9 protein-coding genes are annotated in these 16535 nt (G+C 38.5%); 7 read left to right on the top strand and 2 right to left on the bottom strand.

Annotated features, from left to right (window positions below):
• Window positions 1–4 precede the first annotated feature (4 nt).
• From DBR40_RS21750 to DBR40_RS21740, 3 genes are read left to right on the top strand one after another with little or no spacing between them, the layout of a single operon-like run.
• Complete coding sequence (locus DBR40_RS21750) at window positions 5–2524, top strand: zinc-dependent metalloprotease (protein ID WP_124561841.1); 2520 nt, start codon at window positions 5–7, stop codon at window positions 2522–2524.
• A gap of 51 nt (window positions 2525–2575) precedes the next feature.
• Entirely contained in the window at window positions 2576–3973 is a 1398-nt protein-coding gene (locus DBR40_RS21745) for a TlpA family protein disulfide reductase (protein WP_124561840.1), read from the top strand.
• 48 nt (window positions 3974–4021) lie between these two features.
• Window positions 4022–5791 (top strand): redoxin family protein, encoded by a 1770-nt coding sequence (locus DBR40_RS21740; protein WP_124561839.1) that lies wholly within the window; start codon window positions 4022–4024, stop codon window positions 5789–5791.
• Window positions 5792–5863: 72 nt separating this feature from the next.
• On the opposite strand, the gene DBR40_RS21735 is transcribed toward DBR40_RS21740, so the two are convergent.
• The gene (locus DBR40_RS21735; protein WP_124561838.1) at window positions 5864–6775 is read right to left on the bottom strand and encodes an AraC family transcriptional regulator; all 912 of its coding nucleotides are present in this window, start codon (window positions 6773–6775) and stop codon (window positions 5864–5866) included.
• A 220-nt stretch (window positions 6776–6995) separates the two neighbouring features.
• Window positions 6996–8645, bottom strand: a complete 1650-nt coding sequence (locus tag DBR40_RS21730) for a tetratricopeptide repeat protein (RefSeq protein ID WP_124561837.1) — start codon at window positions 8643–8645, stop codon at window positions 6996–6998.
• 728 nt (window positions 8646–9373) lie between these two features.
• On the opposite strand from DBR40_RS21730, the gene DBR40_RS21725 reads away from it, so the two are divergent.
• The 4 genes from DBR40_RS21725 (at window position 9374) to DBR40_RS21710 (ending at window position 16088) form a co-directional block, all read left to right on the top strand.
• Window positions 9374–11713 carry a GH92 family glycosyl hydrolase gene (locus DBR40_RS21725; protein WP_124561836.1) on the top strand — a complete coding sequence of 780 codons (2340 nt, stop codon included), beginning with the start codon at window positions 9374–9376 and terminating at the stop codon, window positions 11711–11713.
• Between the two features lie 172 nt (window positions 11714–11885).
• Window positions 11886–12848 (top strand): phytanoyl-CoA dioxygenase family protein, encoded by a 963-nt coding sequence (locus DBR40_RS21720; RefSeq protein ID WP_124561835.1) that lies wholly within the window; start codon window positions 11886–11888, stop codon window positions 12846–12848.
• Window positions 12849–13055: 207 nt separating this feature from the next.
• Entirely contained in the window at window positions 13056–14675 is a 1620-nt protein-coding gene (locus DBR40_RS21715) for an ROK family protein (protein WP_124561834.1), read from the top strand.
• Between the two features lie 249 nt (window positions 14676–14924).
• Window positions 14925–16088, top strand: coding sequence for a XylR family transcriptional regulator (locus DBR40_RS21710; protein ID WP_124561833.1), 1164 nt, complete (start codon window positions 14925–14927; stop codon window positions 16086–16088).
• Window positions 16089–16535 lie beyond the last annotated feature (447 nt).

Here is a 16535-nt window from a genome sequence, read left to right as displayed (position 1 = left end):
GATAATGAAATTCATATATATAGTATTGCTAGGTTTGTGCAGCAGTTCGCTATTTGCGCAGAACCCAAAAGAGCAAAAAACTGCTGTCAAAACTGATACAGTAAAAAAAGCCGATCCGTTAAAAACAATTATTACCAAAGAGACGGTCATCAAAAAAGGCTTGTTTAATGTTTACCAAACTGGGAACAGGTATTATTTCGAAATTCCGGATTCACTTTTAAAGAGAGAGTTATTATTAACCAATTGGCTGGTTAAAGTACCAGGCGGCAGTCCGAAATACGGAGGTGAAGAAATGGGACAAAAAACCATTTTATTTGATAAAGGGATTGGAAAAAAGATCAACTTAAAAATCGTTAGCCAAATTACCAGGGTAGATTCGACGAGTACCATCGCTAAGGCGGTTGGCAATAATAACCTCGATGCCATTGCAATAGTATTTGATTTGAAAGCGAGGGGAGAAGCTGATAGAAGTTCTTTTATTGATGTAACGGATTTCCTTCAAAAAGAAAACACATTTACCAAACTAAATGATGAGGTACAGAAGCGATTAAGCCTTGGTGCCATCGCCCAGGATAAAAGCTTCCTGAAAAATGTAACAGCCTATCCTATTAATATTGAGATAAAATCGGTTCGGACTTATTCAGCTACAGTACCAGGGAAGCCCTCACCGGTAATGCCAGTTTTAGATGCCGCTAAAATCGGAAATGCCGTTACCATGGAGGTTTCGACATCTATTTTGCTCATGCCTAAAACACCTATGGTGCCGCGCGAATTTGATTTGCGCGTTGGATATTTTGCCGATAGTTATACGCCATTATCAGACGATCAGCAGAATATTGAAACCAAATCATTTATTGTTCGCTATAACCTGGAGCCCAGGGCAGAAGACATGGCCAAATACAAAAGGGGCGAACTGGTAGAACCCAAACAGCCTATTGTATACTACTTAGATCCTGCAACACCAAAGCAGTGGCGGCCATACCTGATTCAGGGAATTAATGACTGGAATGAGGCATTTAAAGCGGCTGGTTTTAAGAACGCGATTATCGGTAAGGAATGGCCGGAAGGCGATACAACGATGAGCCTTGAAGATGCCCGTTATAAAATACTACGTTATCTGCCTTCAGATGTTGCCAATGCCTACGGACCTAATATCCATGATCCCCGAAGCGGGGAAATATTGCAAAGTTATATCGGGTGGTATCATAATGTAATGTCTTTGGTGCATGACTGGTATATGCTTCAGGCAGGACCGAATGATCCAAGAGCGCGCCATATGACTTTTAGTGATGATTTAATGGGCGAGTTGATCAGATTTGTATCATCACATGAAGTAGGGCATACTTTAGGCCTTCGCCATAATATGGGCAGCAGTAGCTTAACACCTGTAGAAAAATTAAGGGATAAGGCCTGGGTAGAGAAATATGGCCATACCAGTTCAATTATGGATTATGCCCGTTTCAACTATGTGGCACAGCCCGAAGACAGCATTGGTGCAGCCGGTATTATGCCACGCATCAACGATTATGATAAATGGGCAATTAAATGGGGTTACACTTATGTTGGTGCCAAGGATGTAGCTACTGACCGGAAAATTGTTTCTAAGTGGATTAGCGATACGCTAAAAGATAATCCAAGGTTATGGTTTGGTGGGGAAGGTATGAATAATGATGCCCGCTGCCAGACTGAGGATGTTGGTGACAATAGCATGAAAGCCAGCGAATATGGGATTAAAAACCTAAAGTACGTGGTTAAAAACTTACCCGAGTGGACCAAAGAGGAGGGGGATTTATATAAAAACCTTAGCCAAATGTATATTCAGGTGATTAACCAGTTTAACCGCTATGTAACCCATGTGACCAAAAATATTGGAAGTGTTTACGAAACGATTAAATATCCTGGAGATGCAGGTGACAGTTATGCCTCAGCACCGGTTGATAAGCAAAGAGAAGCGGTAGCGTTCTTAAATAAACAGGTTTTTGAAACGCCTACCTGGCTGCTTGATCAAAACATCTTAAATAAAATTGGTAATCCGATACGTTACAGCAGTGTTAGGGTTATTCAGGAGCGAGCCATGAATGCTGTATTCAGTGATCGTGCGTTTAACACCCTGTACATGATGGAGGAACGTTTTGGTAAAGAAAATACTTATTCGATGAATGCATTGCTGGCCGATATGAAGGCTGGTGTTTGGAACGAGTTGAATACCCATCAGCCAATAGAGCAATTTCGCAGGGATGTTCAAAAATTCTATGTTAATGCTTTGCTGCGGAGTATGAAAGAATCGGAGGTGGGTTACAATGCCATTGGATTATTATTCGGTGGTACTCAGGCTGCAGAAATGATGCCTTTAACCACAGGCTCAGATATTGGGGCATTAATAGCTGTTCATTTAGAAGACTTGCGTAAAAATATTCTCGCCACAATTCCTTCAACGACCGATATCGATTCAAAAGAGCATCTGGAATATGTGGCCGATTATATCAAGAAAGCCCTCGATAACCGTTTTAGCACTAAATTATAACACTGAGAGAACTTAGGATAATTGATTTTGGGAATTAATACGAAAGCAAAAATGAGGAGTAAATTATTAGCCATTTTATTATGGTGCAGCCTCGCGGCTGGCAACGTTTATGCTAATGGAAATAAAGCAACTATTGACTGCACCATTTATGGAAACAGAGCCAGTGGATTGTTTTTATACGAGCTCAAAGATGGTACGACGGTAAGTTTAGGGTTTAAACGACCCGATGTTAATGGGAACTGTAATTTTGAAGTTGATGTTAAAGAAGGTATCTTTTTTTTCAAAAAGGCAGGAGGAAAGGGGCATGAGTTCAAATATACCATCTACCTTAAAGCAGGCGAACATAAAAAAGTTAGCTTTTACATGGAAAAGAGCTCTGTTGATTATGACAGTTGCGTTATTGAGAATGAAAATACCGAAAGCAAATTTTTACAGGAATGGTTAAATGCCAAGAATGAATATAGTCATTCCGTTGCTACTAAACTAGATATTGGCCGTAGTAAGTATGCCCAGTTCGAAAAATTTGCCATCTCATTTTTGGCTTCACACAAAACCAATAACACTTATTTTAATATCTGGCTTAACGATAAAATTAGTATTGATCTTAAATATCTGAAAGCTGGCAATTATTTTGGTTTAGGGAGGCTGAATGCCAATTATGATAGTACGGCAAATGCTCAGCCATTTTATAAACCTCTGCTTGATAAAAATATAGTGAACGATGTTCGTTTGCTACGTTCTGAACATGGAATGGAATTGCTTGATTATGTTTTTGGTTATCGGAAGTTTATTGAAGTTAAAAATCAGGAGAAGGTTTTAGAGAACTATTTTTCTCCTGAAAATGCCGCAAAAATAAATAATGGTAGTGTTAAGGTAGCTTTCCTTTTGCATAAAATGCCCGGGGTTAAAGAATTTGAGCATTTTGTGAAGTATGTAGAGCCATACAAGGATATTTTTACAACTGTAGCGCAAAAAGAGGCTTATCAGAAATTATACAATGATTTAACTCCGTTTGCAGTAGGGAAAGCTGGTTATAACTTTGAGCTTAAAGACGTAAATGAAAAAACGCATACCTTAAACGGCTTTAAGGGCAAGGTTGTGGTTATAGATGTTTGGGCCATGTGGTGCGCTCCTTGTTTAGCAGAAAAGCCAATCATGGAAAAAATTGCCGAAGGCTATAAGAATAGGAATGATATTGCTTTTATTGGAATGTCGGTTGATGGGTACAGTAAAAAGGATGCCTGGAAAGGTTTTGTGAAAAAACATGCCTTTACAAGTATTGAATTATTATCACAATTCGATGAATCACTTTTTAAGTTCTACAAGATATCTGTTATTCCACGTTTTCTGATTTTTGACCGTGAAGGAAAAATAGTAACGGTTGATGCACCGCGGCCATCAGATCCCCGCTTTAAGAAAATAGTAGATGCTGCATTAGCGGTAAAGTAAATTATATATGCTTTAAATATTGCTATGATGCAATAATTAATTAGTGAAATGAAAAAAGAGATAAAAATAGTTTTGTGTGCCATTTTTTGCTTTGTTAATGTAATCAATGTTTTAGCACAACAAAAGCCTGCGGAAGTTTCGGGAGTGATTACGCAAAAGAAAAATTATGAAATTACTATAGTTGGCAAAGCTGAAGGCAAGTCGTTCAGGGCCATTCAATACTTAATTGATACTGCCACAAATAAGTTTTCGATTGTAATGCCGGTCTTAGCAAATACATCGTATGAAATGCGGGTTGCAGTAATGAAGATGGGCCACAGAAGGTTAGAGACCGATTACGTGGTTAATTTTCCATTGAAACTGGTGGCTGGCCAAAAACTAAATATAGCCCTTGATGAGGCCGCTTTTAAAGCGAAAAAAGGGTTCATTATTGCGAAACAAGCGGCCAAATTCCCGATGACTCAGGTTAGTGGTAAAGTGGTTACAAGTTTAAAATGGGCTGTTGATCTTTCTTTAGAAAAAGTGGTTGAGGGGCGTTGTCAAACAATTGAAACGTATACCATAGCTAAAAGCGATTCAACCTTTAATTTTAATCTTCCGATCCAAAAAGAAGGTCTTTACTACCTTTCTTCAGCCAGGTTTAAAAAACGGTTATACCTTAAGCCCAATGATCAGATTAATCTGGTATTTGATTATAATACGGGTGTTGAACTGAGCGCTTCAAAAACAACTGAAGCCAACCGGTTGATTAGTGAATGGGAACGGTTGATTAACCCACTAAAGCTCATGAGCCTCGAAAAGAAGCCTGATCGTGAAGCATTTTCTGCGCTTTATAAACCGCTCCAGGTAAAAGTTAGTGATTTTATCCGCCAGGTTAAAACAGCCGACCCTGCTTTTAACTCGCTCTTTAAGGTAGCGGTTCAGATGGATAACAGTCTGCTGGCATTAAACATGCTGTTAAAATCTTCTACTGAAAAAAGAGGAGGCTACATTTACCAGTCTAAAAACTTTTTAGCCGTCCCTGATTACTATCAGCAGCTTTTGAGAGATAACAGCATAAAATCAGGACAAATTCTTCAATTGGGAGAAGGGTATGATTATATTAATTTGTACGCCAGGTTTTGTTTAAATCATCTGAACGAAAGCCAGAAAGCGCAAATGGGTGATGCAGAGCGGGTGAAGTTATTGATGAATGCCATTACAAACGACAGTCTGAAATCTTTTGTACTGAAAGCGCAGCTGGAAGAGTTAGAATTAAACATTGCTAATTACAGCGAATTTAGGGATACTTTCATGCCTTATCAAAAATATGCTAAACCATCTTCTGTGAAACAGAAATATGAAGCACAGTTAAAAACGTTTATTGCCGACACTGCTTTTATCGGGAAATCGGCTGCTGACTTTATTTTGCCTGATGCAAGCGGTAAAATGGTTTCGATGAAAGATTTTAAAGGAAAAGTAGTATTAATTGATGTATGGGCAACCTGGTGCGGACCTTGTAAAGCACAAATACCTTTCTTAAAAGAAGTAGAAGAACATTACAAAGGCAATAACAATGTAGTGTTTGTGGGAATTTCTTTAGATGCCGAAAAAGATAAAGAGAAATGGCTGGGCATGATTAAAGAGAAAGCATTAGAAGGTGTACAGCTTTTGGATAATGTTGGGGATGCTTTTGGGCGGAAATATAAAATGGTGGCTATCCCAAGATTCTTATTAATTGATAAGCGCGGAAATTGGGCTGAGGTAAGATGCCCGCTGCCTGAGAATAAGGAAAAGCTTAAGGGCTATATTGATCGAGAGCTTAGCAGAAGCCTGTAAAAAGAAAAGCAAGAATCCTTAAGGGTTCTTGCTTTTTTAGCATATATGCCAGCTAACTTTAGTTGCCGGGATTTAATTAGCATGAATAAACCGCATGCCATTTTGGTTGTGGCGCCTGTTAGACAAAGTGTTTAGCTCTTTGTATTCTCGCGGGGTTTTTCCGGTAACTTTTTTGAAAATTCTGGTGAAATAGAAAGGATCGTCATAACCAACTTCGCCCGCAATTTCCTTTACAATTAAGTTGCTGGTGGTTAGTAATTCGCTTGCATGCTTAATTTTTATCCTGATAAAGTATTCTATTGGCGATAAGCCTGTTTTTTGTTTAAAAAGAACCGAGTAGTGTGAGGGAGAATACCTGAAGGTTTCAGCAATTTCATCCACACAAAGGCGCTTATGAAGATTGGCTTTCATGTAAGAAATCGATTGTTCCAGCTGATCTTCTCTTTCTAATACTGGTTTCTGCTTTTGGTTCGAAAACAGAAAAAATGAAATAAAACGGTACAGGCAAAGGTTAGCATAAGCTATATTTTCAGCGCTAAGTTCTTTTGACAGGCTGTTAAATATTTCATTCCATGAATCGATAATGAGCCCGTCGAAATGAAGTTCGGTAGGGGAGGCAAATTTATTTAAACCAAAGGCCACATTCAGTTCATTGATCATGTTTCCGTTAAAATGCAAACAATAAATTTCTCCGGGATACTGTTCATCTACTTCATAGCTGTAAAACTCATTTGGAGGGAGTAACATAAACTGGTTGGATTTGAGCTGGAAATTACCATAAGAGGTATTGCAATTCAACTTACCCGTTAAACAATAAATCAATACATAGTCTGGTGTATGTGTTTCACTTTTTAACGGCGATTGACCAATTTGAGTAATGTACAGCAGGTTCTTAAAAGGCATATTTTTAATGCTGTTTTGTACTTCTTCCGGAATGGTAATTTGTTCAGCTAGGAGAGCGCCTTCATGCAAAAAATAATTCATAAACCCTTGGTTAGTTTGTGTAGTTGTTGATGCTCAAAGATGGGGAGAAAAAAAAGGTAACAAGAAAAAAGTACCACTACAAAACCATAACAATATGCCTTTAAATGCAAATAAAGGGTGCTCTTTGCCTAAAAAGGATAAAAAAGCCAAGGTGCTCAGTTTTTTTACCGGCAGCGGGGATAAAAGGATTTGCAGGTATTGGGGTTTTAAATGTGGTAAATTATAGCCGCTGAAGCTGTGAAAGGAAAGTGACTAAGTTATAATCAAGGCCGGTTAAGTTTAACTTTTTACGTAAGCGGGTTCGTGCGATTTCGATCGATTTAATGTTTTGATGAGTGATGGCCGAAATCTCTTTGGTAGTCATGTTCAATTTTAAAAAAGCACATAATTTTTTCTCGCTCGGACTAAGGTTCGGAAATCTTTCGTTAAGCACATCGTAAAAATCTTCATGTATCTGCTGAAATCTGAATTCAAATTCTTTCAGAATCTCGGGACGTAAATTTGACTGCAAATCTGATACGAGTTTTTGCATTGCAGGTTGGACGTCCTGATCCATACCGCTCTTCATCTTTAGCAGTTTTTCCGAAATATGGTCAATAAGCTCATTTTTCTGAATCAGATGCAAGATGTTGGTAGTGAGTTCCTTGTTTTTTAGCTCGATGTCTTTTTCTAAACTTTCTTTCTCTCGTTTTAAATGCGCCTGTTCGAGTACTGAATTCTTTGCCTTATTTCTTTGCAGGTAAAATAAGAGACTCACAATAATCAGCGATAAAACAAGGCCAACCCCTGCCAATAGGTAAGTCAACTCTTTTTCGCGCTGGCTTGCTTCTTTCTCCTTTTGTTTCCTGTCAAACTCAAACTGCATTTCCAGCTGGGTAATCTTATTAGATTTTTCGGCATTAAATAGCGAGTCGCTTACCCGTTTGTTTAACATCAGGTACTCAAAGGCTAGCTGATAATTGCCTTGTTGCTGATAGAGTTTATACAGGTTGGTAGAAGCGCGGCGTACCGTTAACAGGTCGCCTGTTTGTTTTCCAAGGTTAATGGCATCCTTTAAGTATTTCTCTGCTAAAGGGTAATTTTTCAGCTCAAAATAAAACTCCCCTAAACCATCGTACGATAGGATTACGCCCGATTGATCATTGTTTTTTTCGCGGATTGCCAATGCTTCGAGGTAATGCTGAAGTGCCATTTCATTTTTACCTTGTTTATGAAACAGCCTGCCCTGATTGGTTAGTACGTGAACCAGGTTCTCCTCATCATTTAATTGTTTGCAGATCTTTAAGGCTTCATTATAAAAGAAGTTCGATTTGTCGAATTCCTTCATCTCTTCGTAAATGATTCCCAGGTTATTTAAAAGGCTTTCCTTTAATTTTTTTTCACGTTCTATTTCTGACTTCTCGGTAGTGGAAAACTGAAGGGCCTTATTGTAATATTTAATGGCGTTTTTATAATCTCTCTGGTAGTAATTAATGATGCCAATTCCATTGTACGCCGCCAAAAGGTCATTTGATTTTGCGGTTTTACTTTTTATAATCTCCTGATAGATAGTTAAAGATTTTGGATAATTTCCAATTTGTAAATAAGCCCTGGCCAGATTGATGATTGCTTTATTGATAATGGTATCTAATTCGATTTCATTTGCCAGCTGCATCGATTCTTCGGCATAAACCAATGCCTGTTTAGCATCCGATTTACCAACCAGTTTGGAAAGGGTTAACATGGTCCTTACCTTTTCAAGTTTGGAAGATGCTGTGGATAGATGAACTTTTAAACTATCTATTGTACGTCTATCTGATTGCGCATAAATGACATGGCAGACTGAAAATAATGTGATTAAGGTAAAATATATTTTTAGTCGGTATTTCATTCTTTTTTGATATTAAAGAAAGGGGATGCTGTCATTAAACCGAAAGTTTTTTATGATAGTCAAACTTACAAATCTTAAGTTGTATTTGTATAAAGCGCTTGGTTAAATACTTTGTAATATTTAAAAAAAACTTCTACAGGGTAAAGGCAATTTTATTTTTTAGTATAAAAGATATTGAATGAGCGCAGAGTTGATGGCTTCCGACACTGAATGTCTTTTTTCTTCATACCTTAAAATTGGTGGAATAGGATCCAAAATGGTTTACGCAAAATAAGTAAAACTTCCAGTTTTTTTCATTAACATATCAATCATTCGGTAGAGCCAATTGAAACGCGCTTTTAATGGATTCGCAAATCGACTGTTTTTTTTTGCAATCCGATAATGTTTTCCCCGAAAAGGCTCTTAGATTTACATAACCAAATTTAAATGAGCCAGTGAAAAATTGTTGCCTGAGGCTAGACCCTGTAGTTTTCTTAATGATTTTTCTTGTTTTTACTATCCAATAAGAACTGCAATAAATGAAGAAGTAATCTATGGAAACGGTGAAGAAAACACTTGGCTACCTTAACTGGCAGGATAGTTTTTTCTTAAGTAATTGTTCATGAAGTATATCGTAGCAATATTTTTTATCAGGAGTCTTTTTGAAAATCAGACCTTTTACCGAGCATAAACCTTGCCTAAACAGTAAATAAATACGAACGGACATTAATCAAAAATAACCACAAAAAATGAGAAGTTTCTTTTCTTTATTACTTTTACTTACACTTAACCAGGCATTTGCACAACAGCCTGCCAATTTAGTTAACCCATTTGTAGCTACAGAAAAACCGCGTTACGATTTTTTCGGGTCGGCAACTCTGCCATCTGGTATGGTGGCGCTAAGTCCTGATACACGGCATGGTGATTTATGGGATGCAGGTTATCGCTATAATGATGGATATGTGCTTAACTTCAGTCATGTACATAATGCACAAACGGCTGGTATTCCTGTAATGCCAGTGGTGGGCACTTGTAAAGCATTACAAGGTTTAGCCTCCTCCAAAAGTAAATTTACCCATCAATCTGAAATTGCCCATCTTGGTTATCATAAAGTGGTTCTCGATGATTATGGCATTACAGCAGAACTTACTGCTTCATTGAGGGCTGGTTTTCATCGTTATACTTTTCCTGAGGCCAAAGAAGCGCACATTATCATGGATTTAACGGCGCCATTAGGGCCGGTATCGATGGACAGGGCCTATGCAAAAAAAGTTAGCAGTACTGAGGTAGCGGGCTATTCGGTAAATAGTCCAACCTTTAGAAGAAAGAAACCCTTTAAGGTTTATTTCTTTGCCCGCTTTAGCAAGCCGTTTAATAAGTTGAATTTCTGGAAAGCAGAAAGCGAAACATCGGCACAAAAAGTATTGGCTGAAAGTGATATGGTCGATGATAAAAAAGCCGGTCTTTATGTTAGCTATTATGACCTTAAAGCTCATGAGCAAATTATGGTACAGGTTGGGATTTCTTACGTAAGTACTGAAAATGCAAAGCTAAACCTTGATACTGAAATTCCTGACTGGAATTTTGATCTGGTTGCTGCCAAAGCAACAAAAGCCTGGAATGAATATTTAGGAAGGATAGAAATAAAGGGAGGTACTAAAAAGCAACAGACTAAATTTTATACTGATTTGGCGCACACTGCAATGGGCCGAAGAATAGCAGAAGATGTAAACGGCGCTTATATCGATAATAATGGAGATAAGCCCGTTGTAAGGCAGGTTTCTATGAACAAGGGCGTTCCTGCTTATCATTTTTTGGATGCGGATGGCTTATGGGGCTCACATTGGAACTTGAATATTTTATGGTCTATGGTGTATCCGGAATTCGGCAATAATCTAGCCTCAACTTTTATTGATTACTATAAAAATATGGGACTATTGGGGCGCACCTCCTGGGGTGGAGAAGAGTGCTATGTTATGGTGGGGGATCAAACAGTACCATTGCTGGCTGCATTAATGCAGACTGGCCGGGCTACCTTCGATAAAGAACTGGCTTACAAGGGAGCTTATAAAAATGCTTTTCCAGGCGGTATAAAAGATAGGGCGGGTTATGAATCAGGGCCAAATCCCGCAGGTGGTGGAATAGATTGGTACCTTAAATATGGCTATGTTCCAATCGAAATCCAGGGGCGTGGCCAGGGTTTTCACAGGGGCGGCGCAGCCATGACCCTTGAATATGCCTATCAGGATTGGTGCGTAGCCAATATGGCCTTAACATTGGGTAAAAAGAAAGACAGCCAGCTGTTTTTGAAAAGGGCTGGGAACTGGAAAAATCTATTTGATGTCTCTACTGGCTATATACGCCCGAAAGATACGTTAGGCAAATGGCTAAGCCCTTTTGTCCCTTTGGACCTCAGGGGAGGAAGCGCTGGCGGTTTTGCAATGCCTGGTTTTATAGAATCAAGCAGTGCTGTTTATAGTTATTATGTGCCACAGGATGTAAACGGTTTGATTAAGAAAATGGGAGGCAATGATTCCTTTATTAAAAGATTAGATACTAGTTTTCAAAAGTCGGTGAGTGTCGAATTTGCTGCCGATCACGGCCATCATGGCGGGGCACTGGTAGATTATGATAACCAACCCAGTTGTGAGATTGCTCACCTATTCAGTTATGCAGGCGCTCCTTGGAAAACCCAATATTGGGTCAGACAAGTTAAGGAGATCACTTTTGGTGGCATAACTCCTTCTAGCGGGTACAAAGGCGATGAAGACCAGGGACAAATGAGTGCTTTAAGCACACTAATGTCGGTAGGTTTGTTTAATGTGCAGGGACTGGCCAATATCAATCCGTCTTTAGAAATTACCTCACCTATTTTTGATAAAATTACTTTTCATCTTCCAGGTAAAAAAACATTTGTGATAGAAACCAGATCTCCGGTGGAAAAAGATAATACCTATATCCAATCTGTGCTAATAAACGGTAAAACTTGGACGAGTTTCAAATTTCCTTTTAGCGTGTTTGCAAACGGAGGCACCATGAAAATAGATTTAGGGCCAAGCCCTAACAAAACCTGGGGCATAACAAAATGAATCAAATAAGTCTGTAAGAAAAATCTATCATTTTAAATTTAATGCATTTAACTATGAAAATGATACAGCTGAGAGGATAGAAAAACAGGAGTTAAGATTTTGTGCCTCGGAAAAAAAATAGAATATGCCAATTAACAAGCCAATCATATAAATTCTCAAAATAATTTTTGATATGAAAACCACATTTATAACAAATCCATTCGATTTGGCTAATTATAGCAGCCCAATTGGTCACTTATTTCAGCAGCCAAAAACTGCGGCAGAATGGGAGCAATATGTGTTGACAAAAGAACAGATCGATTCTTTTAAAGAAAACGGTTATCTTTCTGGTATCAAAATACTAACCGAGCAACAAGTTGATGCGCTGAATGTTGAACTTATACGCCTGCAAAGTGGTCGTCCGGAAGATAAAGAATTGTTTTATCATTATGAAAGTAATGAATCGGAAGATCCAGATAAAGTGCTTTTTCATGCCATTGGTGCCTGGCGTGTTACTCCGGGCTTTCACGATCTGATTTGGGCACCAGCCTACCGTATGGCAGCTTACCAGTTGCTAGGTCAACCTTTTAGACTTTTTCACGATCAGTTGTTTTGCAAACCAGCCAAACACGGTGGGGTAGTAGCCTGGCACCAGGATTTTTCTTATTGGACATTTACAAAGCCAATGCAGCACCTTACCTGTTGGATTGGTCTGGATGATGCTAATATAGACAATGGCTGTCTTTACTATATTCCTGGTAGCCATAAATGGGGTTTGCTACCTGTGACTGGTTTGGCTGGCGATATGGATGCGGTTAGGCAAATTTTAGATACAGATCAAATGCTGGCTTTTGAAAAGAAGTTTGCCAACGAACTGCCTAAAGGATATGCCAGCTTTCATCATCCCTTAATGATGCATGGCTCTTACGCAAACTCTTCACAGAGATCGCGCAGAGCCGTAGTAATTAATAGCATGGGACAGGACACGATGGGAAATACAGCTGGCTACGAACGGTTGGAAGCTTTGGGTCATTTTCCGCCAATGCCTCAGGATCAATTGTTAAGTAGCCAGTTTTTCCCCAAATTATTCCCCGATAGAGAGGATGACATCCAGCGACTCATCAATAGTGTACCAACTATAAGCTCTTTAGATTAATTACCATGAATACGTCAATAACAGAAAAATAATTTTATTGTACTTGTCGAGGTGTGACTATTCTGGGGGATTATTATTCGGTTTCGGTACAGCCATAATTTGGGGAACCGTTCTCAGATAGTATTGATTGAAAAATGGAAGGCATTTTTTAAGTAATAATTGCCAGGTTTTTTATGTAATTGTAAAATAATTTAAACAAAAGGTTAAATGAATAAGCAGAGTAGTTGTATCGGATTGGATATTGGTGGAAGTCACGTTTGTGGGGCAATTGTAACCAATTCGGTGTCAGCTTCTAGACAATCCGAAATCATATATAAGCCGCTAGATACAAGCGGTAGTAGCCTGGCAATTGTCAATATCATTAGTCATGTGATTAGCGAGTTGATTGCCCAAACGACCGGGAGGGTAATTATTGGTATTGCGATACCTGGACCATTTAATTACGAAGATGGTATTTGTGAAATTTACGGGGTGGGTGGGAAATTCAAGAATGCTTTTGGACTGAATTTAGCAGAAGCATTTAACAATTTTGGACATCTGCCAGAAAAAAATGAGCTGTATTTTGCAAATGATGCTCATTGCTTCGCGGTAGGGGTTTATAGGTTTCTGAATCTGCAAAGCAAATTCGCAGTCACTATTTCACTTGGCACAGGTTTTGGTTCTGCCTTTTTGGAAAATGGTGATTTGGTCTTCCAGCACGCAGGTATTCCCGAATCCGGGGCATTTTACTGCGAATCGTTTAAAAATTCTACCGCTGACGATTATTTTTCAAGCAGATGGTTTATTAATGAATTTAAGAAGGTATGTGGTAAAGAAATTCTATCAGTAAAAGCACTTGCCTTGCTGGCTGAGGAAGTAATGGAAGCCAAAATTATTTTTGAAACTTTTGGTGCGAACCTCGCTGAATTCCTAATTCCCTGGTTAATTAAATTTGACTGCGGAACGCTAGTGATCGGAGGTAAGATTGCCAGGGCCTGGCATTTATTCGGTGAAAAATTTTGTGAGGCGTTGGTGAATAGTAACTGCAGAACCAAAGTAATGTTTTGTGATGATACAGAAGAATGCATTATTACCGGAGCGGCTCTGCTTGCAAAAGAAAAAGCAAGCAGAGTTGCATCCAGTGATCATTCAAATCAAAAAATCAAACAAAACTATTCTTATAGAGAAACGCTACCACCCTTATTTCCCCCTGGTAATGAAACAGCTGATCATGACTCTAACCTTTATCCTTCCTTTCAAATACCAATAGAAAAAATCGAAACAGGATTAGATACACTGGCAAAAAAAATTGCTTTGAATAAAAAGGCAATCATTGATGGCATTAGTGTAGTTTGCTGGACTGAGTTTCGAAAACAGTTAAATACTGCTTTAGTGGCGCAGGGAACCAGGCCACTATGGTATGAGATTACGGCCTGCTTAAAAGGGGAGGATGTCATTGATGAAATGATCAAGGAAAGTTTAAATGATGACGATAGTGTTCTTGGTAAAGAACTTCCTGGAGAGCTTATCGATTTTTTTGATCCACAAAAATTGGCTTTACTAAAAGCAGATACTGATGCAGATATTAGCATTGTTTACGGTACTGGCGCTGCCTTAAGTAACTGGGATGGCCCATTGGTTTATCTTGATGTTCCGAAAAATGAAATCCAAGACCAAATTAAGGTAGAAAGCATCACAAATCCGGCTACATCAAAACTCAGGGATAATAGGCAAATGTGTAGTCGATTTTATTTTGTCAACTGGTCTGTCCTTAACAGACATATGCAACAGTTGCTTCCTAAAATTGATCATCTGGTAGATGAGCAGTGTATTCTTGGAATTACCTGAGGCTAGTCGTATGCAGGATAAACTGATATTTAAAGCTGAAACAGCCAGAGAATAGACGAATGGAAAAACCCTGATGCTGTGAGAGATGAGCGGTAATGGGTAGCGTAAAGAAATCAGGTTAATAGTACAAATGGAGAGCATAACATCTGTATAATGAAGAATTGCTTTTTCATTTCTTTGTGCCATATTTATAATAGGTTTGCAAACCAAATAAAGGCTTTAGCCCGCTACCGATAAATATCAAATCTAATGAATAAGAAGAAATTTAGAATCGCGATCTTGTTGCAGGTTTCCAGGGTATACGACAGAGATATCCTTACGGGAATTACAAACTTTAATAAACTTCACGATAAATTTATTTTCTTTCTTTCCCCGCCTTATTATACCGATATTGATAATGGCGCTAAGCTGATACAACGAATTATTGATTGGAAACCTGATGCTATTTTGACCAATGAGGTACCGGGATTAGATAAATTGGAAGCGTTAGATATTCCAATTATTGTACTGCCATTTAATCAACCTCTTCCAGAGCATATCAACCTAAGGGGTGATGGTAATGAGCTTGGCGGGTTGGTTGCGGACTATTTCACCTCAAGGGGATATAATAATTTTGCATTTTTTGGCCTCAAAGATTTTTACTGGTCTGTTGAACGGCAAATGGGCTATTGCTTTTCTATTGAAAAATTGGGATATACCGTTAATACATTCCTATATGATACACAGGCTTTAAAGTGGGAAGAACTTCCAGTTAAGCTTGTAAACTGGTTGGCTTCAATAAAAACACCATGTGCCATTTTTTCGGCCACTGATGAATTAAATGTTCCATTAATAGAAGCGGCAAAGGAATTTGGCGTAAAAGTACCCGATGATATCTCGATAATGGGAGTAGATAACGATATCATGATCTGCGAGATGATCAGCCCATCTTTGTCTTCTGTAGGGCAAGGTGCAATTCAGGCTGGCTTTGACACGGCTTTAGCTTTACATAGATGGCTGGCTTACAATGAACCACCTGAGGGGGATATCCTGGTAGGCATTGGAGCGATAGTTACGCGAAACTCCACAAACGCATTGGCTATAGCTGATGAACAGGTGCGTAAAGCCTTACACTATATTGCTAATACTGCACCTTATAAGGATATTTCTGTTGAAGATGTGGTTCAAAATACTACCTTATCCCGTAGGGTGCTCGAAAAAAAATTCAAAGGCATAACCAAAACAACTATTCTTGAAGAAATCAAGAAAAAGCGGATTGAAAGAATTAAATTCTTATTGGTAAACTCCGACCTCACCGTGAAGGAAATTGCCTGGGAACTGGATTTTCGAAATGTTGATAATATTACCAGATATTTTAAACAATATACCCATTCGGGGCTTCTGGAATATAGAAACAATTTCAGAAGATTTTAATGTACCCTGTATTTAGACCTAATGAGATAGGATAGAAGCATATCAGCTCAATCAATATGACCAGATCATCCTTTTATTTTTTCTTCTACTGTAATAACACCGCATTGCTGTCATAACCTTATACTTAAGGCCTAAAGACAATGGATTGTCGTCAGTACTATTCTCCTATTTTGATACGTAACCTATTGATATTTCCTGCGCTTTCAGCTCCCAGATTTCTAAGATGTTTTGATTTAACTTCTTTGGGATATCTGCTATAAGTGTGCTATTTAATAACTTGATTTTTAGTTGTTTGTGGTATTGTTTAGTCTTCGCAAATTGACAGTTTTTTTTCGCAAAGTGCTCAATCCATGTGCTGAAGGTGTTTTAGATTTACAATACCAAATATAGATTTAAAGGAGTCAAACGATAAAGCTAACTGTGAGCCTATGCTTACACGTTACTTCT

Origin of the sequence: Pedobacter sp. KBW01 (assembly GCF_003852395.1) — a bacterium.
Classification (GTDB): domain Bacteria; phylum Bacteroidota; class Bacteroidia; order Sphingobacteriales; family Sphingobacteriaceae; genus Pedobacter.
This window is presented reverse-complemented; position numbering and strand designations above follow the sequence as displayed.

Coding starts and splice junctions, on each gene's coding strand:
- DBR40_RS21730 (WP_124561837.1), bottom strand. CDS start 8,645: ATGAAATACCGACTAAAAATATATTTTACCTTAATCACATTATTTTCA.
- DBR40_RS21740 (WP_124561839.1), top strand. CDS start 4,022: ATGAAAAAAGAGATAAAAATAGTTTTGTGTGCCATTTTTTGCTTTGTT.
- DBR40_RS21715 (WP_124561834.1), top strand. CDS start 13,056: ATGAATAAGCAGAGTAGTTGTATCGGATTGGATATTGGTGGAAGTCAC.
- DBR40_RS21720 (WP_124561835.1), top strand. CDS start 11,886: ATGAAAACCACATTTATAACAAATCCATTCGATTTGGCTAATTATAGC.
- DBR40_RS21745 (WP_124561840.1), top strand. CDS start 2,576: ATGAGGAGTAAATTATTAGCCATTTTATTATGGTGCAGCCTCGCGGCT.
- DBR40_RS21750 (WP_124561841.1), top strand. CDS start 5: ATGAAATTCATATATATAGTATTGCTAGGTTTGTGCAGCAGTTCGCTA.
- DBR40_RS21710 (WP_124561833.1), top strand. CDS start 14,925: ATGAATAAGAAGAAATTTAGAATCGCGATCTTGTTGCAGGTTTCCAGG.
- DBR40_RS21735 (WP_124561838.1), bottom strand. CDS start 6,775: ATGAATTATTTTTTGCATGAAGGCGCTCTCCTAGCTGAACAAATTACC.
- DBR40_RS21725 (WP_124561836.1), top strand. CDS start 9,374: ATGAGAAGTTTCTTTTCTTTATTACTTTTACTTACACTTAACCAGGCA.